A 26100-nucleotide genomic window follows, 5' to 3' on the forward strand; every position below is an offset into this window, starting at 1 on the left:
CCGGCCCGGCCCCACCGGACACGCCGGCGATCGTCCTCGTGCCGGGCTCATCTCGCCACCTCGTTGAAGTAGATGCTGGAGAAGCTGTCCTCGAACTCACCGTAGGTCATCGTCACCGTGGGCCAGCCGGCACCCCAGGGGTTGGTCACGGTGACCGTCCCGTTCTCGACGTCCACCGCACTCACGTAGTACGCGTGGTTGCTCGCCAGACCACCGGACGAGGGGTCCAGGTGGTAGATGTCGGGGTTGTCGTCGGACTCGGTGAACGTCGCGAGCGTCACCGCCCCACCCTCGGCCAGGTAGTCGGCGAGCGAGCCCGCACCCCCTGCGTCGTCGAGCGACCGTCGCTCGCTCGGCACCCCGGTCACGAGCTCGAGACCCAGGCCGGGCGAGTCGCCCTCGATCGCGTGGAAGTCCCCCCAGTGCAGCGCGAGGGCCTTCTCCATGACCATGGGCCACAGCTCGTGGCCGTCCTCACCGGCCGGAGACCGCACGAAGGCCGGGTTCCCGCCGTCCAGCACCATCTCGGGCGTCACCGTCACCTCGACCTCCCGGCCGTCGTCGTAGAGACGCACGGTGTAGGTGCCGTTGTCGTTGACGGTGATCGCGTCCTCGATCACCGAGGGGTCGGCCTGGGCGATAGCCATCAGCGACGCGATGAACCAGCAGTCACCGATCTGGCCCTGGCTGACGTCTCCGGGCGCGATCCCGTCCACCACGAGCTGGTGCGGGATCTCCCCGTACTCCCCCGAGTTCGCCGGGCTCTGCGGGTTGTCCCGTGCGCTGTCACCACCGACGCCGTCGAAGCGCGGCTCGAGCTCGTCGGTGAGACCGGCCAGGCGGTCGAGGGTCTCCTTGGAGGCCTTGCTCGCGAAGACCTCCCACAGCTCGCGCCGATCCTCACGGTCCCACCCGCCGAAGAGCCAGCCGTCCTCCATCTGCGAGATCCAGTGCGCCAGCTCGTCGTCGGTCATGCCGGCGATCAGGGCGTCGACCTCGGCCCCGTTGAGAGCCGACACGGCGTCACGTGCGTCAGCGAGATCACCCCCGCGCACACCCCAGAACCCGCCGTCGAGGGCGTCCCGCAGGTCGTCCAGAGCCGTCTGCACGCGCTCGGGATCGACCTCGGGAGGATCCGACGCGTTGACGTAGTGGACTCCCGCGGGCGGCTCCTCGCCCGCGTCGCCACCCGAGTCGCCCCCCGCCCCCGGTGCCCCCGCTGCCGGGCCGTCCCCCGCGTCGCCGTAGGTCGTCGGGACCTCGGGGGCCCCGCAGGTGCCTGCCTGGGAGGCGATGGACCGCAGCTGGCACGCGACGGTCTCGCCGACGTCGGTCCGGACCACCGCGGTCACCGCTGCCACGACCAGGAGCGCGGCGACCACCACGATCCCCAGGTACTCGAGCGTCCCCGAACCTCGGTCGCCCCCGACGGTGACCGTCCGGGCCTGTCCACGTGTCCGCATGGTGCGAGCCTCCCAGGGGGTCTCACCCCTGCGGTGGGCCCCCGGGCCCCGCGGCGGGCCCACCGTGCCCGCTGCGGCCTCCGCCTCCCGAGAGGGAGGGCACGGCTCGAGAACGGCCCCACGACGACGGAGGGGCCCACCGCGAACGGTGGGCCCCTCCGGGTCGATCAGACCGACGTCAGCGCAGGTCGCCGAAGTCGAGGTCCTCGAGCGGGATCGCCTCGCCCGAGCCCATGCCCAGGGCCGGGAAGTCGATCTCGTCGTAGCCGAAGCTCGGGTAGAGCTCGGCCTTGGCCTCCTCGGTGGGCTCGACCGTGACGTTCCGGTACCGGGGAAGACCGGTACCCGCCGGGATGAGCTTTCCGATGATGACGTTCTCCTTGAGCCCGAGCAGCGGGTCGCTGCGCCCGCTCATGGCCGCCTCGGTCAGGACGCGGGTGGTCTCCTGGAACGACGCCGCCGAGAGCCACGAGTCGGTCGCGAGCGACGCCTTCGTGATGCCCATCAGCTCCGGACGCCCCGAGGCCGGCTGGCCACCCTCGGCGATCGCGCGCCGGTTGTGGTCCTCGAAACGTCCACGCTCCGCGAGCTCGCCCGGGAGCAGTCCCGTGTCGCCCGAGTCGAGCACCGTCACGCGCCGCAGCATCTGCCGCACGATGACCTCGATGTGCTTGTCGTGGATGTCCACACCCTGCGAGCGGTAGGTCTCCTGGACCTCGTCCACCAGGTGCTTCTGGGTGGCCCGAGGCCCGAGGATGCGCAGCACCTTCTTCGGGTCGATCGCACCGAAGACCAGCTGGTCACCGACCTCGACGTGGTCGCCGTCGCTGATCAGCACGCGCGAGCGCTTGGTGATCGGGTAGGCGATCTCCTCGGAGCCGTCGTCCGGCGTGAGCACGATCCGACGGGTCCGGTCGGTCTCGTCGATCGTGACCCGGCCCGGGAACTCCGCGATGGTGCCCTCACCCTTGGGGGTGCGCGCCTCGAAGAGCTCCTGCACGCGGGGCAGACCCTGCGTGATGTCGTCGGCCGAGGCCACACCACCGGTGTGGAAGGTCCGCATCGTCAGCTGGGTCCCCGGCTCACCGATGGACTGCGCCGAGATGATGCCGACGGCCTCGCCGATGTCCACCAGCTTGCCGGTGGCCAGCGACCGTCCGTAGCACTTGGCGCACGTGCCGACCCGCGACTCGCAGGTCAGGACGGACCTGACCTTGAGCTCGGTCACGCCGGCCTCGATGATCGCGTCGATGACCACGTCACCGGCGTCCTCACCTGCGTGGGCGAGCACCGTGCCGTCCGGACCGACGACGTCGGTCGCGATGTTGCGGGCGTAGATGCTCGTCTCGACCTTCTCGTGGCGACGCAGCGTGCCATCGGCACCGGCCTCCGCCACCGGCAGGGTCAGGCCGCGCTCGGTGCCGCAGTCCTCCTCGCGGATGATGACGTCCTGGGACACGTCCACCAGACGGCGCGTGAGGTACCCCGAGTCAGCGGTCCGCAGCGCGGTGTCCGCCAGACCCTTGCGGGCGCCGTGCGTCGCGATGAAGTACTCCAGGACCGACAGGCCCTCGCGGTAGTTGGACTTGATCGGGCGCGGGATGATCTCGCCCTTCGGGTTCGCCACGAGACCGCGCATACCGGCGATCTGACGAACCTGCATCCAGTTACCACGGGCCCCCGAGCCGACCATCCGGTTCAGGGTGTTGCGGGCGCCGAAGTTCTTCTGCATCGCCTTGGCGACCTCGTCGGTGGCCTGCGTCCAGATCTCGATGAGCTCCTGGCGACGCTCGTCGTCGGTGATCAGACCCTTGTCGTACTGACCCTGGATCTTCGCCGCGCGGCCCTCGTACTCCTCGAGGATCTGCGCCTTGGACTCGGGCGTGGTCACGTCGGAGATCGCGATGCTGACCCCCGAGCGCGTGGCCCAGTAGTAGCCGGCGTCCTTGAGCGCGTCCAGGCTGGCCGCGACCTCGACCTTGGGGTACCGCTCAGCGAGGTCGTTGACGATGGCCGAGAGCTTCTTCTTGTCCACGACCCCGTTGACGTAGGGGTAGTCGACCGGGAGGAGCTCGTTGAACAGCGCACGACCCAGCGTGGTCTGCAGCACGATCGACTCGGGCGTGTGGTTCTCGGGAGCCTCGAAGCCCTCGGGGACCACCAGGTCACGGAACCGCAGGCCGATGACGGCGTTGAGGTCCAGCGAGCCCTGGTCGAAGGCCATCATGGCCTCGGGGACGGAGCTGAAGAACCGGCCCTCGCCGAGCGGCTCGTCCTTGTCGGCCGTCAGGTGGAACAGACCGATGATCATGTCCTGCGAGGGCATGGTCACCGGACGGCCGTCCGACGGCTTGAGGATGTTGTTGCTCGAGAGCATGAGGATGCGGGCCTCGGCCTGCGCCTCGGTGCTCAGCGGCAGGTGGACCGCCATCTGGTCACCGTCGAAGTCGGCGTTGAACGCGCCGCAGACGAGCGGGTGCAGGTGGATGGCCTTGCCCTCGACCAGCTGGGGCTCGAAGGCCTGGATCCCCAGACGGTGCAGCGTGGGTGCGCGGTTGAGCAGCACCGGGTGCTCGGTGATGACCTCCTCGAGCACGTCCCAGACCTGGGGACGGGCGCGCTCGACCATGCGCTTGGCACTCTTGATGTTCTGCGCGTGGTTGAGGTCCACCAGCCGCTTCATGACGAAGGGCTTGAAGAGCTCCAGAGCCATCTGCTTGGGCAGGCCGCACTGGTGCAGCTTGAGCTGCGGGCCGACGACGATGACCGAACGGCCCGAGTAGTCGACGCGCTTGCCGAGAAGGTTCTGACGGAACCGACCCTGCTTGCCCTTGAGCATGTCCGAGATGGACTTGAGCGGGCGGTTGCCCGGACCGGTCACCGGACGTCCACGGCGGCCGTTGTCGAACAGCGCGTCGACGGCCTCCTGGAGCATCCGCTTCTCGTTGTTGACGATGATCTCCGGGGCGCCCAGGTCGAGCAGGCGCTTGAGGCGGTTGTTCCGGTTGATCACACGGCGGTACAGGTCGTTGAGGTCCGAGGTGGCGAACCGGCCACCGTCGAGCTGGACCATCGGACGCAGGTCCGGCGGGATGACCGGGACAGCGTCCAGGACCATGCCCTGGGGCGTGTTGCTCGTGGTCAGGAACGCGTTGACGACCTTGAGCCGCTTGAGGGCACGCGTCTTGCGCTGACCCTTGCCGTTCTTGATCGTGTCGCGCAGCGAGTCGGCCTCGGCGACCAGGTCGAAGGCCTCGAGGCGCTTCTGGATCGCCGCGGCGCCCATCGAGCCCTTGAAGTAGTTGCCGTACCGGTCCAGCAGCTGGCGGTACAGCAGCTCGTCACCCTCGAGGTCGGCCACCTTGAGGTTCTTGAAGCGGTCCCAGACGGCGTCCAGACGCTCGACCTCGGCGTCGGCCCGCTTGCGGATCTGCGCCATCTCACGCTCGGCGGAGTCGCGCACCTTGCGGCGGGCGTCAGAGCGGGCACCCTCGGCCTCGAGCTCGGCCAGGTCGGCCTCGAGCTTGCGGGCACGCTTGTCGATGTCGACGTCGCGCCGCGTGGTGATCTCCTTCTTCTCCAGGTCGATCTCGTTCTGGAGGTTGGGGAGGTCCTCGTGGCGACCCTCGTCGTCGACCTCGGTGATCATGTAGGCCGCGAAGTAGATGACCTTCTCGAGGTCCTTCGGGGCCAGGTCCAGCAGGTAGCCGAGCCGCGAGGGCACGCCCTTGAAGAACCAGATGTGGGTCACCGGAGCGGCGAGCTCGATGTGGCCCATGCGCTCACGACGCACCTTCGACCGGGTCACCTCGACGCCGCAGCGCTCGCAGATGATGCCCTTGAAGCGCACGCGCTTGTACTTGCCGCAGTAGCACTCCCAGTCCCGGGTGGGACCGAAGATCTTCTCGCAGAAGAGGCCATCCTTCTCCGGCTTGAGCGTCCGGTAGTTGATGGTCTCGGGCTTCTTGACCTCGCCGTGCGACCACGTGCGGATGTCCTCCGCGGTCGCCAGACCGATGCGCAGCTCGTCGAAGACGTTGACGTCGAGCAAAGTGTCCTACTTCCTTCGTCTGTCCATGTTCACCGTGAAGCGGCCGGTGAGAGCCGGTGGCTGGTCCTGGGCGGCACCGTGGTGCCCGCCCAGGACCCGCGAGGTCAGATCTCTTCGACGCTCGAGGCGTTGGGCCGGCGGGAGAGGTCGATCCCCAGCTCCTCGGCCGCCCGGTACACCTCGTCGTCGTTCTCCTTCATGTCGATGGAGACGCCGTCCGAGGACAGCACCTCCACGTTCAGGCAGAGCGACTGCATCTCCTTGAGGAGGACCTTGAAGGACTCCGGGATCCCCGAGTCGGGGATGTTCTCGCCCTTGACGATCGCCTCGTAGACCTTGACGCGCCCGGGGACGTCGTCGGACTTGATGGTGAGGAGCTCCTGCAGGGTGTAGGCAGCGCCGTACGCCTCGAGGGCCCAGACCTCCATCTCGCCGAACCGCTGTCCACCGAACTGCGCCTTACCACCCAGCGGCTGCTGCGTGATCATCGAGTACGGCCCGGTCGAGCGGGCGTGGATCTTGTCGTCGACCAGGTGGTGGAGCTTGAGGATGTACATGTAGCCGACCGCGACCGGGTCCGGGAACGGCTCACCGGACCGGCCGTCGAACAGACGCGCCTTGCCGGTCGAGTCGACCATGCGGTCGCCGTCCCGGTTGGGGTACGTCGCGTCGAGCAGACCGGTCAGGACCGTCTCGGGCACGCCGTCGAAGACAGGGGTCGCCACCGGGGTGCCGGGGACGCTCTTGACCGCGGCGGCCGGGACGTCCTTGACCCAGGACGCCGAGGCGTCCGCGAGCTCGATGTCCCAGCCCTGCTTGGCGACCCACCCGAGGTGGGTCTCCAGGACCTGGCCGACGTTCATCCGGCCGGGCACGCCCAGCGGGTTGAGCACGATGTCGACCGCGGTGCCGTCGGGCAGGAAGGGCATGTCCTCGACCGGGAGGATCTTGGAGATGACGCCCTTGTTGCCGTGGCGACCGGCGAGCTTGTCGCCGTCGGTGATCTTGCGTCGGGCCGCGATGTAGACACGGACCAGCTCGTTGACCCCGGCGGGCAGCTCGTCGCCGTCCTCACGGTTGAACGTGCGCACCTCGATGACCGTGCCGGACTCGCCGTGGGGCACCTTGAGCGAGGTGTCGCGCACCTCGCGCGCCTTCTCGCCGAAGATCGCACGCAGCAGGCGCTCCTCGGGGGTCAGCTCGGTCTCGCCCTTGGGAGTGACCTTCCCGACCAGGATGTCGCCGGCCGTGACCTCGGCACCGATCCGGATGATCCCTCGCTCGTCGAGGTCCGCGAGGACCTCCTCGGAGACGTTGGGGATGTCCCGGGTGATCTCCTCCGGGCCGAGCTTGGTGTCGCGGGCGTCGACCTCGTGCTCCTCGATGTGGATCGAGGACAGGACGTCGTCCTGCACCAGGCGCTGGGACAGGATGATGGCGTCCTCGTAGTTGTAGCCCTCCCACGACATGAACGCCACGAGCAGGTTGCGGCCCAGGGCCAGCTCGCCCTCGTCGGTCGCGGGGCCGTCGGCGAGCACCGAACCGACCTCGACCCGAGCGCCGTCGTCGACCAGCACCCGCTGGTTGTAGGACGTGCCCTGGTTGGACCGGCGGAACTTCGCAGCCCGGTAGGTCGAGGTGGTCGCGTCGTCGTTGGCGACGGTGATCAGGTCGGCGGACACCTCGGTGACCACACCGGCCTTGGTCGCCACGATCACGTCACCGGCGTCGATCGCCGCACGGCGCTCCATGCCGGTGCCGACCAGCGGCGCCTCGGAGCGCACCAGCGGCACGGCCTGACGCTGCATGTTGGCGCCCATGAGCGCGCGGTTGGCGTCGTCGTGCTCGAGGAACGGGATCATCGCGGTCGCGACCGAGACCATCTGGCGCGGCGAGACGTCCATGTAGTCCACGTTGGCACCGGGGACGATCTCGACCTCGCCGCCCTTGGTCCGGCACAGCACGCGGTCCTCGGCGAACTTGCCGTCGGCCTGCAGCTCGGCGTTGGCCTGGGCGATGACGTAGCGGTCCTCGTCGTCGGCCGTGAGGTAGTTGACCTCGTCGGTGACGATGCCGTTGGTGACCTTGCGGTACGGCGTCTCCACGAAGCCGAACGGGTTGATCCGCCCATAGGTGGCGAGCGAGCCGATCAGGCCGATGTTCGGGCCCTCAGGGGTCTCGATCGGGCACATGCGGCCGTAGTGGGAGGGGTGGACGTCACGCACATCCATGCCGGCACGGTCACGCGACAGACCACCCGGGCCCAGCGCGGAGAGGCGACGCTTGTGCGTCAGGCCCGCGAGGGGGTTGTTCTGGTCCATGAACTGCGACAGCTGGGAGGTTCCGAAGAACTCCTTGATCGAGGCCACCACGGGGCGGATGTTGATCAGGGTCTGCGGCGTGATCGCCTCGACGTCCTGCGTCGTCATCCGCTCACGGACGACCCGCTCCATCCGGGACAGGCCGGTGCGGACCTGGTTCTGGATGAGCTCGCCGACCGCACGGATGCGGCGGTTGCCGAAGTGGTCGATGTCGTCGGTCTCGACGCGGACGTCGATGGCCTCACCCGCGCGCTTGCCGGGGATGGTCGCGACCTCGGCGTGCAGCGCGGCCATGTACTTGATGGTCGCCACGACGTCGGTCACCGAGAGCACCGAGTCGGTGAGCGGCGCGTCGATGCCGAGCTTCTTGTTCACCTTGTAGCGGCCGACCTTGGCGAGGTCGTAGCGCTTGGGGTTGAAGTAGAAGTTCTCGAGCAGCGACCGGCCGGCCTCGATCGTGGGCGGCTCGCCCGGGCGGATCTTGCGGTAGATGTCCAGCAGCGCCTCTTCCTCGGTGGACACGTGGTCCTTCTCGAGGGTCTCCAGCACGGCGGGGAAGTTCGCGAACTCCTCGCGGATGTCCGCCTCGGGCATGCCGAGCGCCTTGAGCAGCACGGTGACCGACTGCTTGCGCTTGCGGTCGATGCGCACGCCGACCGCGTCACGCTTGTCGATCTCGAACTCCAGCCACGCACCACGGGACGGGATGATCTTCGAGGTGAAGATGTCCTTGTCCGAGGTCTTGTCGGCCGTGCGCTCGAAGTACACGCCCGGCGAACGGACCAGCTGCGAGACCACGACGCGCTCGGTGCCGTTGATGATGAAGGTGCCGCGCTCGGTCATGAGCGGGAACTCACCCATGAAGACCGTCTGGCTCTTGATCTCACCGGTGGTGTAGTTCACGAACTCGGCCGTCACGAACAACGGCGCCGCGTAGGTGAAGTCCTTCTCCTTGCACTCCTCCGCCGTGTACTTCGGCGGCTCGAAGCGGTGGTCCCGGAACGACAGCGACATGCTGCCGCCGAAGTCCTCGATCGGGGAGATCTCCTCGAAGATCTCCTCGAGCCCGGAGGTCTCCGGGACGTCCTGACGACCTGCCGCCACAGCAGCGGCGACACGCTCCTGCCAGGCGGCGTTACCGAGCAGCCAGTCGAAGTTCTCGGTCTGCAGACCCAGAAGGTCCGGCACCTCGAGCGGCTCGTGAATCTTGGCGAAAGAGACGCGGCGAGAAGCAGTACGGTTCGCGATAGCGTCGGCGGTCGGTGCAGAAGGGGTGCGCGAGGCAGCCAAGAGGGGTCCTTCCCTGCGGATCGAGTGCACGCGCGCGGGTCTTGGCCTACCGTTCCTCTACCTGCCGTGCGTCAGGTCACCCGGGCATGGCTCGGGGACGGCGTCCGGAGGTTGAGGGGTGCAGGCACAAGCCAGCGCAAAGCGCTAGCGTAGCCAAGGATGTCAACGGTGTCCAACCGACCGTCGTGAACGGTTCAACCGGTCCACGTCCCGGGGCATTCCCCGGTCGGCGCACCCGGGTCACCGGGCGGTCAGCAGGACACGGCTGAGGCCCGCACCCCGGGGGGCACGGGCCTCAGCGCATGGGCGCCCGAGGGAGCCCGAGTGTTCAGCGGTGGGACGAGGTCACTTGAGGGTGACGGTCGCTCCGGCAGCCTCGAGAGCAGCCTTCGCCTTCTCGGCGGCCTCCTTGGTGGCGGCCTCCAGGACGGGCTTGGGGGCACCGTCGACGAGGTCCTTGGCCTCCTTGAGGCCCAGGCTCGTCAGCGCGCGCACCTCCTTGATGACCTGGATCTTCTTGTCGCCGGCAGCCTCGAGGACGACGTCGAACTCGTCCTTCTCCTCCTCGGCAGCAGCCTCGCCCGCGCCGCCGGCAGCGGCCGGAGCGGCAACCGCGGCCGGGGCCGCAGCGGTGACCTCGAAGGTCTCCTCGAAGGCCTTCACGAACTCGGAGAGCTCGATGAGGGTGAGGTCCTTGAAAGCATCGATCAGCTCGTCGGTGGTGAGCTTCGCCATGGTGGCGTGTCCTTCCTGGTTTGCCCTGCTCGCGCGAGCAGGTGGGGTGGTGTGTCGAAGAGCGGGTGAAGACCGCCCGGCCGAGGCCGGGGTCGGTCAGGCAGCCTGCTCCTCGGTCGCCCGCTTCTCGCGCAGGGCATCGATGGTGCGCACGGCCTGGGCCGAGGGCGCGGTGAAGAGGTACGCCGCCTGGTAGAGCGACGCCTTGAACGCGCCGGCCAGCTTGGCCAGCAGGACCTCGCGGGACTCGAGGTCCGCGAGCTTGGTGATGTCCGCAGCCGTCAGGGCGCGTCCGTCGAGGACACCGCCCTTGATGACGAGCTGCGGGTTGACCTTGGCGAAGTCACGCAGACCCTTGGCCGCCTCGACCGGGTCACCGGTGACGAAGGCGACGGCCGAGGGACCGGCGAGCTGGTCGTCGAGACCCTCGACGCCGGCCTGCTTGGCCGCGATGGCGGACAGCGTGTTCTTCACCACGGCGTAGCTTGCGTTGCCGCTGAGGCTCCGTCGCAGCTGCTTGAGCTGGGCGACGGTGAGCCCGCGGTACTCGGTCAGCACGACGGCCTTGGAGTCACGGAACTGCTCCGTGAGCTCTGCGACCGCGGCTGCCTTGTCCGGCCTCGCCATGGCATTCCTTCCGGTGGTGGTCCCGCACGCTGTCGGTGCGCCGTCACCCCGGACAGACGAAGAGCCCCGCGCAGGCGCGGGGCTCGGATCACAGCAGGAAGACCTGCTGGGACGAGACTCTCACCTGCGCCGGCCCCCGTACGAACGGGACTTCGGTCGCCTCCCCGTCGAGCGGGGCAGCCGACAACCTGCGGTCTTGGGCTCGGTCAGCGTACGCGAGAGACGGGGTGGGACCAAATCCGCCCGGTCGACGCACGAGGCGGGCCGAAGTCGTCACAAGCACGCCGTCAACCGCTCCTGGTGTGCAGGACCCGTGCCCACGGGCCTCGAGAGGAGCCTCCATGCCGCCGACGAGCACGAGCACCCCGGACGGTCCCGAGGTCGTGGACTGCGCCCGGTGGCTCGCCGACCAGCCCCGCCCCTCGCTCGAGGTCCGGCCCCTGCGTTACGGCCCCGCCGATCGACGACGCACCGGGCACGGCGTGCGGATCGCCCTGCTCGGAGGTCGGGTCGACACCACCCACCCCGACCTGCGACAGGCCTCGGTGACCTCCCGCACGGAGGGCAGGCACCCTGCGCCGGCCGACCCGGCAGGTCAGGCGACCGCGTGCGCGTCACTCCTCGTCGGCCAGGGCCATCAGCAGGTGCGGGGTCTGGTGCCACGCGCCGACCTCCTGGTCGCAACCGTCCTGGACCCCGACGCCCGACCCGCCGACCAGCTGGTCGTCCGGGCGGTGCACTGGGCGCTGCGCGAGGGCGCCCAGGTGATCGTGCTGCCGTTCGGACGCCGTCGACCGGGGCGCGGGGTCGCGACGACCTTGCGTGCCGCCGCCGAGGAGGGGGTCCAGGTCCTGGTCTCCGCGGGAGACCTCGGACCCGACGTGCTCACGTTCCCGGGCTCGGTCAGCGGTGTCGTGGCCGTCACGGCCCACGACGGCCGGTCCCTCCTACCGGGGTGCAGCAGCCGGGCCGACCTCGCCGCCCCCGGTCACGCCGTCCCCGCGGCCGGACCCGGCCGCACCCTCCTGCTGCGTGGCACCGGGCCGGCCACGGTGCTCGCCGCGGGTGCCTGGGCCGGACTCGCCCACGAGGTGGTCGGGCGGCGCGACCGGGGCGAAGCACACCAGCGGGACCGGTTCATCCATGCCTGAGCAGGCGGTCGCCAGGGCCTGCGACGGCTCCCGACCTGCCGCGAGGAGGCCGTGCAGCGCGGGCATGACCTGCGCCGCGACGTCGTCCCGCAGCGGGGCGAGCGAGGCGACGACAGCGCCGGCCCCCAACCGCACCAGGACACTGGCCAGGCCCAGCACCTCACCACCGGGCCGGACGCTGGCGCGCCCGACCTCGCAGGCGGACAGGACCACGAGCGACCCGGGCAGGCTCGCCCCCTCGAGCTCGTGGGCGAACAGCGGGCCGTCCGCGAGCCGCAGCCACGAGAACAAGGGGTTGTCCGCCTCGTGGTGGCCGTGCGCCGCCAGATGGACCACGTCCGCCCGGCCCAGCGCACCCGAGGCCGCGCCGCAGGTGGCCTCCTGACCCAGCCGGACGGTTGCCTGCGGCCACGACCCCGCGACCGCCACGGCCTCGTCCTGCGCATGGGCCAGCCCAGGACCCGCCAACGCCTCGACGACCCGTGAGCCTCCCCGACGACCGGGTTCCCCGTGAACCCCCTCAGGGGTGAGCTGGAGCCGCGTGGCCACGCTCGTCGCACGGCCCGCACGAGAGGGGACCAGCCCCCACGGGAGGGTCGCCATCGCACCTCCCGCGACGACGTGCAGCGGACCCTCGCAGCCGAGCGGCTCCACGAGCAGACGGTCGAGCCCGGTCAGACCGTGGACGAGAGACCTGCCGACCACCTCGCGCAGCGCGGGGGGCAGCAACGGGTTGGCTGCCGCCTGGAGGTCAGCGCGCAGCCGTCGCGCGAGCTCGTCGACCTCGTCGGCACGAGCCAGCGTGAGCAGGCGCACCCCGCCCGGGTCCAGCACGACCGCGTGGACCGCACCGCGATGGGTCACGTAGTCGGCCACGCTCAGCGACGGCCTCGCGCCCAGCACCGCCACGACGTCCCGGGCACGCGCAGCACGCGGGGCACCGACCCCGTCCCCGAGGCGCCACGAGCGCTCCCGCGCCAGCGACCTCAGCCGGGCCGCCTCGCGGGCCAGCGCGGCGCGCTGCGCGCCGGCCGCCCCGTCACCCCCGGGCTCGGCGAGGCGCTCGCGCTCGACGCACTGCCGGAGCTCGGCGAGCAGCTCGGCGAGCTCCGGGTCCGCCGGAGGACGCACCCGGACCGGACCTGCGAAGGTCGCTCGCCCGCGTTCCACGGCATCCAGGACCGCCCCAGGGTCCCCCGAGTCCAGGGCCATCGCGACGTCGACGTCCGTCAGACGGTCGGCGTGCACCGCCGCGGCGGTCACCGCCTCGACCGAGCCGAGCTGACGTCGGTGCTCGGCGAGCACCTGCTGCCCGATCCGGACGTGTCGTCGGGCCTGTGCCGGCGCGTGCTCGGCCAGCGCGAGCCCAGCCCTGACGGTACGGACCTGGACCGCCAGGGACAGCGGCTCACGACCACTGAGACGTCCCACCGCACCCAGGACCTCACGCGCGAGATCGGCTCGCCCCGCGGCGACGAAGGCCTCGGCAGCCGCGACCCGTGCCGATCGCCCCACCTCCCGAGCAGCCGGGCCGCGGGACCACACCGCATCGGCCAGCGCGGCGGCACGACGACCCGTGCTCACCAGCGAGCGCGGTGACGCACCGGAGGCGAGCTGGGTGGCGAGCTGCGCGCGGCAGACCGCCAGGTCGGCACGAGCCGTCCACCCCGGGTTCTGACGGCGCGAGAAGCGGCGTCGGGCCGATCGCGCCCATCGCAGCGCCTCGACAGGTCGCGCCGACAGGAGCGCACAGTGCGCACGGATGAGCTCGACCTGAGCGAGGTCGTACGCGAGCCTGTGCGTCGCGAAGAGGTCGGCTGCCTGAGCAAGGCACGCATCGGCCTCGGTGACCAGGCCCGCCTCGAGCAGCACCTGCGCCTGGTCGAGCAGGGCGACCGCCGGGGACCCGCCGTGGTCGATCCGCGACGCGTCGGCCATCGTGGACAGGGCCGCCGGCAGGTCACCGGCGAGGAACTCCAGGTACCCCAGGTTGTGCCGGGCCTTGAACTGCAGCAGCGGGTCGCCGATGCTCTCGGCCCGGACCGCGCAGGCCTGCAGGTCGGAGCGTGCCCGGCCCAGGTGACCCAGCTCGAGGTGCAGCGTGCCCCGGTTGAGCAGCAGGCAGCAGGCGTCGACAGGTTCCGCCTCCCTGATCCGCGCTGCCGCACGATCGAGCGCCGCGAGCGCCCGGAGGTCGTCGCCGGCGCGAAGCCAGAGCAGGCCACGCTGCCCCTGGACGGCCACCTCGAGCGCCCCGTCACCCGCTGTGCGTGCCCAGAGCTCAGCCTCGTCCAGGGCCTCCCGACTCGCGTCGACGTCGGCGCGGAGCTCGAAGTCGCTCATCACCAGACCCAGCAGCGCGCGCGCCCGGACGCGGGCGGCCTCCGGCCCATCGGGGTCGGCGGCGGCACCGACGGTCGGGTCGGCGCGGGTACCGGCGACGGCGTCGACCAGCCGCAGCGCGGCCCGGAAGCGGACCGAGGCCCGAGCCGGTCGGCCCTCGGCGTTGTGGGCGAGCCCCTGCTCGAGGGCCCGGCGCGCGGCACGCACGCGATCCCTCGGGTCGGCGACACGTCCCCCGTCGACCGGGTCGACGACGCTCATGCCTCGGGCACGAGGCCCGTCGTCGCCGTGATGGCCTTCCAGGTGTGCTCGCACCGCGCTCGGACCTGGTCGACCCACCCCCCGGCGGCTGCCGGTGCGACCTCACCCTCACGTCGCTCGAGCAGCGCGGCCGCGACCTCCCCCGCCAGCACAGGTGCTGCGAACGAGGTCCCGCTCCACACCCCGAACCCACCCCCGAAACCGTCCGGGTCGATGGTCGTCCGCCGTTCGCCGGGACCGCCCCCCGGAAGGGACCGCGAGGAGGTCGACGAGCCGTTCATCGACGTCGGCAGCGTGCTGACCACCGCGGCACCCGGCCGACGGCAGGTGACCCAGTCGCCGTCGTTGCTGATCAACGCCGTGGTGCCGTCAGGGTTGAGCGCGCCCACGCTGAGGATGGCCGGCTCGGCCCGGGTGAGCTCACCGGGATGCAGGGGCACCGGGGGCACCGCTGCCCTGTCGAGCCAGGGCGAGAACGCGGCCGGGTAGAGCGGGCGCGGGTCGGCCTCGTTGCCCGCCGAGACCACGACGGCCACGCCGTGCCGCCGCAGGGCCGCCAGGCAGCGCGCGAACGGGTCGTCGAAGGCCACGTCCTGCGGACGCTCGTGGTAGTAGCCGAGCGACAGGTTCAGCACGTCGACCGGGTAGCAGCCGGGGCGTCCGAGCATCCCCAGCACGTGGAACAGCAGGAGCCTGCGCAAGGAGCGGAGCATCTCCCACTCCGAGATGATCCCCGCCCCGCCGTACAGCCGGCACGAGAGCACCACCGCGTCGGGACACCTCTGGTGGATCAGCCCGGCGATGAACGTCCCATGGCCCGCGCACGGGTCCAGCCCGCCGGTCAGCGGGAAGACCCCCATGCCGCCGTGCTCGCAGTCGCGCAGCGGGGACGAGGCGGTCGGGAAGAGCCCGATCGGCTGACCCAGCACGGTCGGGTTGCGCACCACCACGCTCTCGTCGAGCCACGGGTGGGGGCCGGTGCCGGTGTCCAGGACCGCGACCACGGGTCGCCTGGTCCCCTTCGCCGTGCGGTCGACCGTCCGGCCGGGGCCGTGACGTCGTGCGGGACGAGGACCGACCCAGGTCACCGGGCTGCGCCCTCCCCACCCGGCCGCGCCGTACTCCGCCAGGGCCCCGGCCGGGTGCGGCTGGGTGTACGGGTGCGGCTGGGTGTACGGGTGCGGCTGGGTGTAGGGATGGGGCTGGGTGTAGGGATGGGGCTGGGTGTAAGGCGCACCGTGCACCGCGGGTCCACCCGCGACGAGCACATGGTCCAGCCCCAGGGCCGCACCGCTCTTGGCCCGTCGGTCCTCGAACTCCTCCAACAGCTCCCAGGCGTCGGGCGGCTCCGACACCGTGCCGTCCGACGGCGCCAGGAGGAGCCCGTACCCCCAGGCCGCCTCGACCCCCGCCAGGACCTCCTGGTCCAGGTCCGCACGTCGCAGCAGCTCGAGGTCCTCGAGGTCACCGGGCTCGACGGTGACCGACCACCCCCGTCGCCCCGCGATCTGCTGGACGTCGTCGAGCTCGTCGCCGACCGCGCCCGGCAGTCCGGGCACGAGGAAGCGATCGGACACGTACGCCGTGGGCCGTGGCACCGGGGAACCACCCCGGCGCACCGCGGTGGCAGGGTCCAGGACCCGCAACCGCCAGTCGAGCGAGGGGCCGATGGGCTCGCCGTCACCCTTCGGGCGCGGTCGGTCGGCGGCGTCGTTGCTCATCGGTCCCCTTCCAGGACGCCCCTACCGGCGGCGGGGCTCACAGCTCGATCACCGGCGTGCTGACGGCCGGCCCTGCTCCGTCGACAGGTCGCAGCACCAGGCTCGCGGGACCGCGTGGGACATCCGGCAGCACGAACGAGCCACCGTCGTCCGACTCGGCGTGCACCGTCGCACCCGGACGGTACAGCTCGACCGAGAACCGCTGCGCCGGCGCCCCCCAGCCGTCGATCCGGACACCACCCGAAGGGGCGACCGACAGGGTGATCATGACAGTGATCGGGTCCGACGTGAAGGTGATGGTGCGCGCCTCGACGGTTCCCCGGTCCCCCGCCCCACGCACCGCAGGCACCGCGAGCTCGAGCACCCGCAGCTCGGTGACCTCCGCATGCAGCCCTTCGAGGGTCAGGGCGAAGAGCGACCTGTCGACCAGTCCCGCAGGGACCGGATCGACCCGGTCCAGGACGCGCGCCAGGGCCTCCAGCACCGCGTGGTCAGCAGCATCCATGGGCTCGTCCGGCGAGAACGTGGCGCTCATGCCTCCACCCACCTCTCATCGGCGTCGAGCAGGGCACGGAGCTTGGCCAGGCACCGCCCGCGGGTCACCCCGACGGCCGTGACCTGCATGCCGGTCACCTCGGCGATCGCCTTGTAGTCGGGCCGGTCGGCCATCGCGACGAAGCGCAGCAGCTGCTGGCACCGCTCGGGCAGCTCGAGGAACCGACGCCAGAGCGTCTGGTCACGCTCGGCCACCAGGAGCGGCTCGTCGACCGGAGGCTCGGTCGACCGGACAGCGACCGCCCGGTCGTCCTCGGGCAGCGGTGCGGTCCGGCGCAGGTCCTCGCGACGGCGACCCGACGTCCTCCAGGCGGCCCTGCGCGCACTGACCACGAGCCACTTGAGCAGGGCCTGCGGCTCGCGGATCGTCGACGTGCTGCGGACGAAGGCCAGCCAGACCTCCTGGACGACGTCCTCGGCGTCGTCACGGTCGACCCCCTGCCCGCGCACGATGTGCCACAGCAGGGGCGTCGCCTCCTGGACCAGCTCGGCCAGGAGGTGAGGGTCGCCCGCCCGGTAGGACTCGAGGGCGGCCGCGGCCCTGCCTCCCAGGCTGGTGCTCGCGACGTCGGCCTCCTCCGTGGTACCACCCGCAGTCCGGTTCACCGACCTGGCCCTTCGCCGATCCGCCGGGCCTCCGACACTACGGCGCCCGCTCGGGCCTCCACAACCGTGCTATCCACCACTCGAGCCTCCCGACCCGCACCGGGCGGGGCGTGCTGTCGCACACCTCGATCGCGCCCGTCACCCCTCAGGAGCACACGCGAGCGGTTCTGTGACGATCTTGGCCGACCGGATTCTGCCCGTCCGTCGGCCGGGGGCGGACCGCGACCACGCCCATCCACCCGCACCACGGCTCCGAACCTCGCACGAGACGTGCCACCGGCTCGCCGCACCCGGTACGTGACAGCCGGCACGTGCCCCTCTGCGAGGAGACCCCGATGACCGCCACCCACCCTCGACCGACGCTCGCGTGGGCGACCTGCACGGTCGCCGGAGCCGGCCTCGTCGACCTCACCCTCGGCGTCCGGCTCCTCGGGGGCTCCCCGGGGTGGGGCCTGGCGCTGGTCGGGCTCGGAGTCGCGCAGGTGCTGTGGGCCGCCGCGACCCTGGCCCGCGCCCGCCCGCTGCTGGCCCGCACCGCGCTGACCACCCTCGTGATCGCGGCGGGTGGCTGGTCCGTCGTGGTCCTCCAGGGCCTGGGACCGGTCGGTCCCGCCGGGGCCGGCCGGGTCAGCTCGGCCGACGCGAGCGTCGTGGGGCTGCAGCTCCTCGGACTCGTGGGCCTGGCCGTGGTGCACCGCCGGACGGTCGTCCGCACGGGCGCCCTCGGAGCGCAGGGGCGGGGTGTCAGGGACCGACACCACCTCAGGAACCTGATCGGCTGGGTCCTCGCCGCGGGAGTGGCCACCGCCATCACCACCCCGGCCCTGACCATCGGCCCGGGCACCACGCCGTCAGGCCCCACCAGCGAGGTCCGGGCCCCCTCGGGCCCCGGGGTCGGGGCGCCCACGACGACGGCGCCACCTGCGGACCACGCAGGGCACTGACCGCGGCCCCCGTCCGCTCACGGCGCTGCGCCCCCGGCCCGTCGCGGACGCAGAAGAGCCCGGCAGCAGCAGCTACCGGGCTCTTCGCGCGAACAGGGTGAGGTCAGCCCTCGTCGCTCTCCTCGGTGAGGTTGCGCGTCTTGTTCTGGTCGAGCGGGATGCTCGGCCCCATGGTCGTGGTCACCACGGCCTTGGAGATGTACCGGCCCTTGGACGACGACGGCTTGAGCCGCAGCACCTCGTCGAGCGCGGCCGCGTAGTTCTCGACCAGCTGGATGTCGGTGAACGACGCCTTACCGATGATGAAGTGCAGGTTCGCGTGCTTGTCGACACGGAACTCGATCTTCCCGCCCTTGATCTCCGCGACAGCCTTCGCGACATCCATCGTCACGGTGCCCGTCTTGGGGTTCGGCATGAGTCCGCGCGGACCCAGGACCTTGCCCAGACGACCGACCTTGCCCATGAGGTCAGGGGTCGCGACGGCCGAGTCGAAGTCGGTGTAGCCGGCGGCGACCTTCTCGATGAGCTCGTCACCACCGACCTCGTCGGCACCTGCGGCACGAGCCTGCTCGGCACGCTCACCGGTGGCGAAGACCAGGACCCTGGCGGTCTTGCCGGTGCCGTGCGGGAGGTTGACGGTGCCGCGGACCATCTGGTCCGCCTTGCGGGGGTCGACACCGAGGCGGAAGGCCACCTCGACGGTCGCGTCGTACTTGGTGACGGAGGTCGACTGGGCGAGGCGGATGGCCTCGAGCGGCGGGTAGAGCCGCTCCCGGTCGATCGTCGCTGCTGCGTTGCGGTATGCCTTGCTGTGCTGTGCCATCTGCTTCTCCTCGGTCAGGCAGTCGTGGTCGTCGGGCCACAGCGGGCCCTGCCACTGGGGTCGTCAGGGACCGATCAGTCCTTGACGGTGATGCCCATGGAACGGGCGGTGCCGGCGACGATCTTCATCGCGGCGTCGATGTCGTTCGCGTTGAGGTCCTCGAGCTTGGTCTGGGCGATCTCCCGGACCTGGTCGGAGGACAACGACGCGACCTTGGTGGTGTGCGGCGTCGGCGAACCCTTCGCCACACCGGCAGCCTTCTTGATCAGCTCGGCGGCCGGGGGGGTCTTGGTGATGAAGGTGAAGGAGCGGTCCTCGTAGACCGTGATCTCCACCGGCACGACGTCCCCGCGCTGCGACTCGGTCGCAGCGTTGTACGCCTTGCAGAACTCCATGATGTTGACGCCGTGCTGACCCAGCGCAGGGCCGATGGGCGGCGCCGGCGTGGCAGCCCCAGCCTTGATCTGGAGCTTGATCAGGCCGGAGACCTTCTTCTTCTTGGGAGGCATGTCGGGTCCTTAGGTGGTGACTACTTCTGGGGTGGGCGCCGCGCGACGTCCACGGAGACGTCCGATCAGATCTTGGCGACCTGGTTGAACGACAGCTCGACCGGGGTCTCCCGGCCGAAGATGGAGACGAGCACCTTGAGCTTCTGACCCTCGGCGTTGATCTCGGAGATCGTCGCGGGAAGGGTGTCGAACGGGCCGTCGGTGACCGTGACCGACTCGCCGACCGTGAAGTCGACGGTGATCTCGGGGGTGGAGCTGGCCTTGGCCTGCTCGGCAGCCGTCGGCGCGAGCGTCGGTGCGAGCATCGAGAAGACCTCGTCGAGCGTGAGCGGGACGGGCTGGTGGGTGTGCCCGACGAAGCCCGTGACGCCCGGGGTGTGGCGGACCGCGCCCCAGGACTCGTCGGTGAGGTCCATCCGCACCAGCACGTACCCGGGGATGCGCACCCGGCGCACCACCTTGCGCTGAGCGTTCTTGATCTCGGTGACCTCTTCCATGGGGACCTCCACCTGGTGGATGTAGTCCTCCATGTTCAGGCTCTGGGTCCGGTTCTCGAGGTTCGCCTTGACCCGGTTCTCGTAGCCCGCGTACGAGTGGATGACGTACCACTCGCCCGGCTGACGCCGCAGCTCGGCCTTGTAGGCGACGACCGGGTCGACCTCCTCGTCCTCGTCAGGGACGGCGTCGGGCGCGGCCTCGTCAGACACGCCGTCCTCGGACGTCTCGTCGCCCTCGGACGTCTCGTCAGCCGGCGCAGGGTCGACCTCGACGGGTGCGACGTCGTCGGCACCGACGGCGTCGTCCGAGGTCGGCGTCTCGTCGCTCTCGACCATCGACGTCTCGTCGTGCTCGGTCGGCTCCAGGGACTCCTGCGACACGGGCTGGACCTGCTTTCTGCTGGCTTGTCTGTCTTGTGGTCTGCGGTGGTGCGTCGTGCTGGGGACCGGCGAGGCGGGGCCCGGCCGACCGGGGTCAGCCGCCGAAGATCCAGCCGACCGCGGTCCCGATGACCAGGTCGAGACCCGTGACGTAGGCCATCACGACCGCGACGAACACCAGGACGACCGAGGTGTAGGTCAGGAGGTCCGACCGCGTGGGCCGGACGACCTTCTTGAGCTCGGCGACGACCTGGCGCACGAAGACCGCGATGCGCGCGAACAGGCCACGGCGTGCCGGCTCACCGCCGTGCGCCGACCGTTCGCCGCCGCGCCCCGTGCCCTCGGCACCGGATGCGGCCGCCTGTGCGGAATCGCTCACCGTTCGTCCCTACGTCTCGTCGTCACCAGCAGTCCGCTGGGTCGTACCTGGTCTGTGCAGGGCAGGAGGGACTCGAACCCACAACCGCCGGTTTTGGAGACCGGTGCGCTACCAATTGCGCCACTGCCCTTCGGTCGTGACGCCCCTCGTCCGCACACCGCCCGACTGGTCGAGGTCTCCCCCGCCCGACGCCGGGCATGCCGCATCATGGTGGACGTCAACCACCAGCGGTCGAGTGTACGTGGTTCCGCGGCATGGGTCGAACACAGGGTCCGACCCCCGGGCGGTCCCTGGGGTCGTCGATGCCTCTCTGACAGTATGGAGCGGTGAGCCAGACGCCAGCCACCCCGGTCCCCACGCCCGCCCCCCGCCGCCGTGTCTCGGCCCGCATCGGCGCCATCGCGGAGTCCGCGACCCTCGCCGTGGACGCCAAGGCCAAGGCCCTCAAGGCTGCCGGACGCCCGGTCATCGGCTTCGGAGCCGGAGAGCCCGACTTCCCGACCCCGGACTACATCGTCGAGGCGGCGATCGCGGCGGCGAGCGTGCCGGCCAACCACCGCTACACCCCCGCGGCCGGGCTGCCGGTGCTCCGTGAGGCGATCGCTGCCAAGACCCTGCGCGACTCGGGCTACGAGATCAGCCCGCAGCAGGTGCTGGTCACCAATGGCGGCAAGCAGGCCGTCTACCAGTCGTTCGCGACGATCGTCGACCCGGGCGACGAGGTCCTGCTGCCGGCCCCCTACTGGACCACCTACCCCGAGGCGATCCGTCTGGCCGGGGGCGTGCCGGTCGAGGTCTTCGCGGGCGCCGACCAGGGCTACCTGGTCACGGTCGAGCAGCTCGAGGCCGCGCGCACCGAGCGCACCAAGGCTCTGCTGTTCTGCTCGCCGTCCAACCCCACGGGCGCGGTCTACAGCCCCGAGCAGACCGCCGAGATCGGACGCTGGGCCCTCGAGCACGGCATCTGGGTGATCACCGACGAGATCTACGAGCACCTGGTCTACGACGAGGCCGTCTTCACCCCGATGGTCCGTGCCGTGCCCGAGCTCGCCGACACCACGATCGTGCTCAACGGTGTCGCCAAGACCTACGCGATGACCGGCTGGCGGGTCGGCTGGATGATCTCCCCCCTGGACGTCACCAAGGCCGCGACCAACCTCCAGTCCCACCTGTCCTCGAACGTGGCCAACGTGTCCCAGCGGGCCGCCGTCGCCGCACTGACCGGCGACCTGTCCGCGGTCGACCTCATGCGCACAGCGTTCGACCGGCGCCGGCGCACCATGGTCGAGATGCTCTCGGCGATCGACGGCGTCCACTGCCCGACACCCCAGGGCGCGTTCTACGCCTACCCGAGCGTCGAGGGCCTGCTCGGGCGGACGATCCGTGGCGTCACGCCCACCACCTCGGCCGAGCTCGCCGCGGTGATCCTCGACGAGGTCGAGGTCGCCGTGGTCCCGGGTGAGGCCTTCGGCCCGAGCGGCTACCTGCGCCTCTCCTACGCGCTCGGCGACGACGACCTGGTCGAGGGCGTCACGCGGCTGCAGACCCTGCTGGGCGAGGCCCGCTGACCACCGGCGTCCACCGGTCGGTGGACGCCGGGTTCCACCCCTCAACCGTTCCCCGCGGGCGTCCGGGTGCGACAGGCTGGAGCCATGTCCACAGAACCCGCGGTCCACGTCCGTGACCTGCACAAGCACTACGGGCCCAAACGCGCCGTCGACGGTCTCGACCTCACCGTCGACCAGGGCGAGATCTTCGCCGTGCTCGGCCCCAACGGCGCCGGCAAGACCACCACGATCGAGATCCTGGAGGGGTACCGGCACCGCGACCGCGGCGAGGTCACGGTGCTCGGGCAGGACCCCCAGCACGCCGGCCGAGAGTGGCGCAGCCGCGTCGGCATCGTCCTGCAATCGGCCAACGACCAGGCCGAGCTCACGGTCGACGAGCTCGTGCGGCACTTCGCGCTGTACTACTCCGCGTCCCGCGACCCCCAGGAGGTCATCGCTGCCGTCGGCCTGACCGACAAGGCGCGCACCCGCACCCGCCAGCTCTCGGGCGGGCAGCGTCGACGGCTCGACGTGGCGCTGGGGATCGTCGGGCGCCCCGAGCTGCTCTTCCTCGACGAGCCGACCACCGGCTTCGACCCCGAGGCACGCCGGTCCTTCTGGGACCTGATCTCGGGGCTGCGCGACGAGGGGACCACGATCCTGCTCACCACGCACTACCTCGAGGAGGCCGAGCACCTCGCCGACCGGTGCGCCGTGGTGCGCGATGGTCGCGTGGTGGCCCTCGACTCACCCGCCGCCCTGGGTGACCGCGCCGCGCGCCAGGCCGTGGTGCGCTGGACGCAGGACGGACTCGTCCGGCAGGAGGCGACCGACCACCCGACCGCACTGGTGGCCGCGCTGGCCGCCCAGCAGCCCTCGGGAGAGGTCCCGGGCCTGGAGGTGGTGCGCCCCAGCCTCGAGGACGTCTACCTCTCCCTGATCGGCGAGCCGGTCACGAACGAGCCGGACCTGGTGCTGGCCCTCGACGGGGTCTCCACCGACCACCACCCGAGCGCGGAGGCCCTGCGATGACCGTCACCCCGTCCACCCGAGCGACGGACCGGGCGAGCCGGACCGTCACCCTGCCCTCGACCCTCGCGCTGAGCCTCGCCCGCACCCAGATCGAGCTGCGCCAGTTCTTCCGCGAGCGCGACGCCGTCGTCTTCATCTTCGCCTACCCGGTGATCATGCTCGCGATCTTCGCCTCGGTCTTCGGCCAGGACGGTACGACGGTCGGCCCCGAGCCGGGCATCCCGTTCGGGCAGTACTTCCTGCCCGGGATGGTCGCGACCGGCGTGCTCCTGTCGAGCTTCCAGAACCTGGCGATGTCGATCGCCGTCGAGCGGGACGAGGGCGGCCTCAAGCGGCTGCGGGGTACGCCGATGCCCCCGACGGCGTACTTCCTGGGCAAGGTCGGCTCGGTGCTGGTCACCTCGCTCGCCCAGGTCGCCATCCTGCTCGTCGTGGCCTCGACGCTGTTCGGCATCGACCTGCCCACCACGGCGGACCGTTGGGTCACCTTCGCCTGGGTGTTCGCGCTCGGCACGGCCTCGGGTGCGGTCTGCGGCGTCGCGTTCTCCTCGGTGCCCCGATCGGGCAAGAGCGCCTCGGCCGTGGTCACCCCCATCGTCCTGGTGCTGCAGTTCATCTCAGGGGTGTTCTTCACCTTCCCCTCGCTTCCGCTGTGGATGCAGCAGGTGGCCGCGCTGTTCCCGCTCAAGTGGATGGCTCAGGGGATGCGGTCGGTCTTCCTGCCCGAGTGGGCCGAGCAGATGGAGCCGGCCGGTGCGTGGGAGCACCCCATGACCGCGGCCGTGCTCGCCGGGTACCTCGTGCTGGGACTCGTGCTCGGCATCCGCACCTTCCGGTGGAAGCGCCGTGACGACGGCTGAGAACCAGACGGCCGAGACCCACCCGGCAGGCGGCGTGCTGTCCGAGCGCGCCGCCTTCTGGGCGCGCGCGCTGCGCTGGTGGGACATCGCCTTCTACGTGATGGTGCTGATCGCCGTCGGAGCACTCGCCACCGGCTCGTCCACCGGTGACCTGCGGGTCGAGCTCGGGGGCCTGGCCGCACTGGTGGTGGCCTACACGCTGGTCGGACGACGCGCCGCGCGCACCGCGAGCACCACCCTGGCGGTGCTGTACCTGGTGATCCTGGTGGTCGCGGTGACCGTGATCGTCCGGGCGAACCCTGCCGGGACGGTGATGCTCTTCATCGCCTTCAGCCAGATCTGGTTCTTCGCCGAGACCCGTCGCCTCGGCGTGCTGGCATGCACCGCGCTGACCGTCGGGGTCTTCGGTGCCCTCGCGCTGCGCGAGGAGGTGCTCACCACCTCCGTGGTGGCCGATCTCGCCACGCAGGCGGGGATGGTGCTGGCCTTCGGCGTCCTGCTGGGGCTGTGGGTCACCCAGATGGCCGAGCAGAGCGAGGAGCGCGCCGACCTGCTCGAACGCCTCGAGGCTGCCCAGGCCGAGCTCGGCCGGTCGCACCACGCCGAGGGGGTCGCGGCCGAGCGCGAGCGGCTCGCGCGCGAGATCCACGACACCCTCGCCCAGGGGTTCACGAGCATCGTGATGCTCGCGCAGACCGCGGACGCCGACCTGCACCGCGGGGACGCCGAGCACGCCCGAGAGCGGGTCGAGCTGATCGAGGCGACCGCGCGGGACAACCTCGCCGAGGCGCGCGCCCTCGTCGCGGCCTTCTCACCGGTGAGCCTGCAGGGCTCGACCCTGGTCGAGGCCATCGAGCGGCTCGCCGAGCGTTTCGGTGCCGAGACGGGCGTCGAGGTCGAGGTCGCCCAGGTCGCCGACGGCGCCGCCGTCGCCGCGCTGAGCCGCGCCCAGGAGGTGATCCTGCTGCGCGCCGCGCAGGAGGCGCTGTCGAACGTCCGGCGTCATGCCGACGCGCGGCACGTCCGCCTGGTGCTGCGGGCCAACCTGGGCCTGCCGGACGACGGCACGGCGGGCACGGTAGGCACGGCGGCTGAGGCCTCGCGCCCCACCGTCGAGCTCGAGGTGGTCGACGACGGTCGAGGCATCCCCGACGGGACCTCCGAGGGCTTCGGGATGCGCGGGATGCGCGAGCGGGTGACCTCGGGCGGCGGGCGGCTCGCGGTGAGCGCCGGCCTCCGCGGCGGCACCCATGTCAGGGTGACCCTGCCCACCGCGCGCGAGCCTGCGACGCCCACCCCACGCACCGTGGGTCCTGAACCAGCCACGCAGACCGACACCGACCCGGAGCGACCATGAACCCCCTGCGAGTGCTCGTCGTCGACGACCACCCGGTCGTGCGCGCCGGGCTGGTCGGGCTGCTCGCGGGTGAGCCCGACCTGTCGGTGGTCGGCGAGGCGGGCGACGGCGCCGAGGCGCTCGCACAGGCCGAGGCGCTGCGGCCCGACGTCGTGCTGATGGACCTGCGGATGCCGGTGATGGACGGGGCCACCGCCACAGGGCGCATCGTCGCGACCGTCCCCGGGGTCCGGGTCGTGGTCCTGACCACCTACGAGACCGACACCGACATCCTGCGGGCGGTCGAGGCGGGCGCCACCGGCTACCTGCTCAAGGACACCCCGCGGGACCAGCTCGTCGACGGTGTGCGCGCCGCCGCGCGCGGCGAGACCGTGCTCGCCCCGTCGGTCGCCCGACGCCTCGTCTCGCAGGTCCGCAGCAGCCACGAGCGGTTGACGCCCCGGGAGCTCGAGGTCCTCGCGAAGGTCGCCCGCGGCGGCAGCAACGCCCAGATCGGCCGCGACCTGTTCATCACCGAGGCCACCGTCAAGACGCACCTGCTGCGCATCTTCGCCAAGCTCGGGGTCGACGACCGCACGCGAGCCGTGACGGTCGCCCTCGAGCGCGGCATCCTCACCGCCCCGTGAACAGCGCGACACCGTGACCAT

Annotated in this window: 19 protein-coding genes, 1 tRNA gene and 1 pseudogene; 7 read left to right on the forward strand and 14 right to left on the reverse strand. The window is 71.1% G+C overall.

The annotated features are described in order from the left end of the window. Positions 1-47: 47 nt before the first annotated feature. From M1R94_RS03325 to rplJ, 5 genes are all read right to left on the reverse strand, one after another. Positions 48-1463, reverse strand: a complete 1416-nt coding sequence (locus M1R94_RS03325; protein WP_249380240.1) for a C2 family cysteine protease — start codon at positions 1461-1463, stop codon at positions 48-50. Between the two features lie 178 nt (positions 1464-1641). Continuing rightward, a complete protein-coding gene (locus M1R94_RS03330) occupies positions 1642-5514 on the reverse strand; it encodes a DNA-directed RNA polymerase subunit beta' (protein ID WP_249380241.1) in 3873 nt (1290 codons plus the stop codon). A gap of 104 nt (positions 5515-5618) precedes the next feature. After that, positions 5619-9125 carry a DNA-directed RNA polymerase subunit beta gene (rpoB, locus tag M1R94_RS03335; RefSeq protein WP_249380242.1) on the reverse strand — a complete coding sequence of 1169 codons (3507 nt, stop codon included), beginning with the start codon at positions 9123-9125 and terminating at the stop codon, positions 5619-5621. 345 nt (positions 9126-9470) lie between these two features. Next, positions 9471-9860: a 50S ribosomal protein L7/L12 gene (rplL, locus tag M1R94_RS03340; RefSeq protein ID WP_249380243.1), complete on the reverse strand. Its 390-nt coding sequence runs from the start codon at positions 9858-9860 to the stop codon at positions 9471-9473. A gap of 96 nt (positions 9861-9956) precedes the next feature. Further along, a complete protein-coding gene (gene rplJ, locus M1R94_RS03345) occupies positions 9957-10487 on the reverse strand; it encodes a 50S ribosomal protein L10 (protein ID WP_249380244.1) in 531 nt (176 codons plus the stop codon). 341 nt (positions 10488-10828) lie between these two features. Here rplJ and M1R94_RS03350 point away from each other — a divergent pair, with 341 nt between their 5' ends. After that, positions 10829-11638, forward strand: coding sequence for a S8/S53 family peptidase (locus M1R94_RS03350; protein ID WP_249380245.1), 810 nt, complete (start codon positions 10829-10831; stop codon positions 11636-11638). A 9-nt stretch (positions 11639-11647) separates the two neighbouring features. On the opposite strand, the pseudogene M1R94_RS20655 reads toward M1R94_RS03350, so the two are convergent. From M1R94_RS20655 to M1R94_RS03370, 4 genes and pseudogenes are all read right to left on the reverse strand, one after another. After that, positions 11648-14242 (reverse strand): annotated as a pseudogene (locus tag M1R94_RS20655) (CHAT domain-containing protein); the annotation flags it as partial. After that, the gene (locus M1R94_RS03360; RefSeq protein WP_249380246.1) at positions 14239-15963 is read right to left on the reverse strand and encodes a S8 family peptidase; all 1725 of its coding nucleotides are present in this window, start codon (positions 15961-15963) and stop codon (positions 14239-14241) included. The pseudogene M1R94_RS20655 and the gene M1R94_RS03360, both read right to left, overlap by 4 nt. Positions 15964-16000: 37 nt before the next feature. Beyond that, positions 16001-16498, reverse strand: coding sequence for a hypothetical protein (locus tag M1R94_RS03365; protein WP_249380247.1), 498 nt, complete (start codon positions 16496-16498; stop codon positions 16001-16003). After that, positions 16495-17124, reverse strand: a complete 630-nt coding sequence (locus tag M1R94_RS03370; protein WP_249380248.1) for an RNA polymerase sigma factor — start codon at positions 17122-17124, stop codon at positions 16495-16497. Before M1R94_RS03370 ends, M1R94_RS03365 begins: the two co-directional genes overlap by 4 nt. Positions 17125-17459: 335 nt before the next feature. Between M1R94_RS03370 and M1R94_RS03375 the strand changes: the two genes are divergently transcribed. Next, entirely contained in the window at positions 17460-18068 is a 609-nt protein-coding gene (locus M1R94_RS03375) for a hypothetical protein (RefSeq protein ID WP_249380249.1), read from the forward strand. A gap of 103 nt (positions 18069-18171) precedes the next feature. Here the strand turns inward: M1R94_RS03375 and rplA are convergent, their stop codons facing one another. The 5 genes from rplA to M1R94_RS03400 all read right to left on the reverse strand — a co-directional run bounded on the left by rplA (position 18172) and on the right by M1R94_RS03400 (position 20787). Continuing rightward, positions 18172-18891 carry a 50S ribosomal protein L1 gene (gene rplA, locus M1R94_RS03380; protein ID WP_249380250.1) on the reverse strand — a complete coding sequence of 240 codons (720 nt, stop codon included), beginning with the start codon at positions 18889-18891 and terminating at the stop codon, positions 18172-18174. A 74-nt stretch (positions 18892-18965) separates the two neighbouring features. Then, on the reverse strand, positions 18966-19400 hold the full coding sequence (rplK, locus tag M1R94_RS03385) for a 50S ribosomal protein L11 (protein WP_249380251.1): 435 nt from the start codon (positions 19398-19400) through the stop codon (positions 18966-18968). Between the two features lie 65 nt (positions 19401-19465). Then, positions 19466-20278: a transcription termination/antitermination protein NusG gene (gene nusG / locus M1R94_RS03390; RefSeq protein ID WP_249380252.1), complete on the reverse strand. Its 813-nt coding sequence runs from the start codon at positions 20276-20278 to the stop codon at positions 19466-19468. Between the two features lie 94 nt (positions 20279-20372). Beyond that, positions 20373-20657 carry a preprotein translocase subunit SecE gene (secE, locus tag M1R94_RS03395; protein WP_249380253.1) on the reverse strand — a complete coding sequence of 95 codons (285 nt, stop codon included), beginning with the start codon at positions 20655-20657 and terminating at the stop codon, positions 20373-20375. A gap of 57 nt (positions 20658-20714) precedes the next feature. Beyond that, positions 20715-20787: transfer RNA gene (locus tag M1R94_RS03400), tRNA-Trp, on the reverse strand. 196 nt (positions 20788-20983) lie between these two features. Between M1R94_RS03400 and M1R94_RS03405 the strand changes: the two genes are divergently transcribed. From M1R94_RS03405 to M1R94_RS03425, 5 genes are all read left to right on the forward strand, one after another. Then, complete coding sequence (locus tag M1R94_RS03405; protein ID WP_249380254.1) at positions 20984-22225, forward strand: pyridoxal phosphate-dependent aminotransferase; 1242 nt, start codon at positions 20984-20986, stop codon at positions 22223-22225. 84 nt (positions 22226-22309) lie between these two features. Continuing rightward, positions 22310-23236: an ABC transporter ATP-binding protein gene (locus tag M1R94_RS03410; protein ID WP_249380255.1), complete on the forward strand. Its 927-nt coding sequence runs from the start codon at positions 22310-22312 to the stop codon at positions 23234-23236. After that, positions 23233-24096: an ABC transporter permease gene (locus tag M1R94_RS03415; protein ID WP_249380256.1), complete on the forward strand. Its 864-nt coding sequence runs from the start codon at positions 23233-23235 to the stop codon at positions 24094-24096. Before M1R94_RS03410 ends, M1R94_RS03415 begins: the two co-directional genes overlap by 4 nt. Beyond that, positions 24083-25453 carry a sensor histidine kinase gene (locus M1R94_RS03420; RefSeq protein ID WP_249380257.1) on the forward strand — a complete coding sequence of 457 codons (1371 nt, stop codon included), beginning with the start codon at positions 24083-24085 and terminating at the stop codon, positions 25451-25453. Before M1R94_RS03415 ends, M1R94_RS03420 begins: the two co-directional genes overlap by 14 nt. Beyond that, a complete protein-coding gene (locus tag M1R94_RS03425) occupies positions 25450-26079 on the forward strand; it encodes a response regulator (RefSeq protein ID WP_249380258.1) in 630 nt (209 codons plus the stop codon). The genes M1R94_RS03420 and M1R94_RS03425 overlap by 4 nt, the downstream gene beginning before the upstream one ends. Positions 26080-26100: the final 21 nt, after the last annotated feature.

It is taken from the genome of Actinotalea alkalitolerans, assembly GCF_023369855.1.
Classification (GTDB): domain Bacteria; phylum Actinomycetota; class Actinomycetes; order Actinomycetales; family Cellulomonadaceae; genus Actinotalea.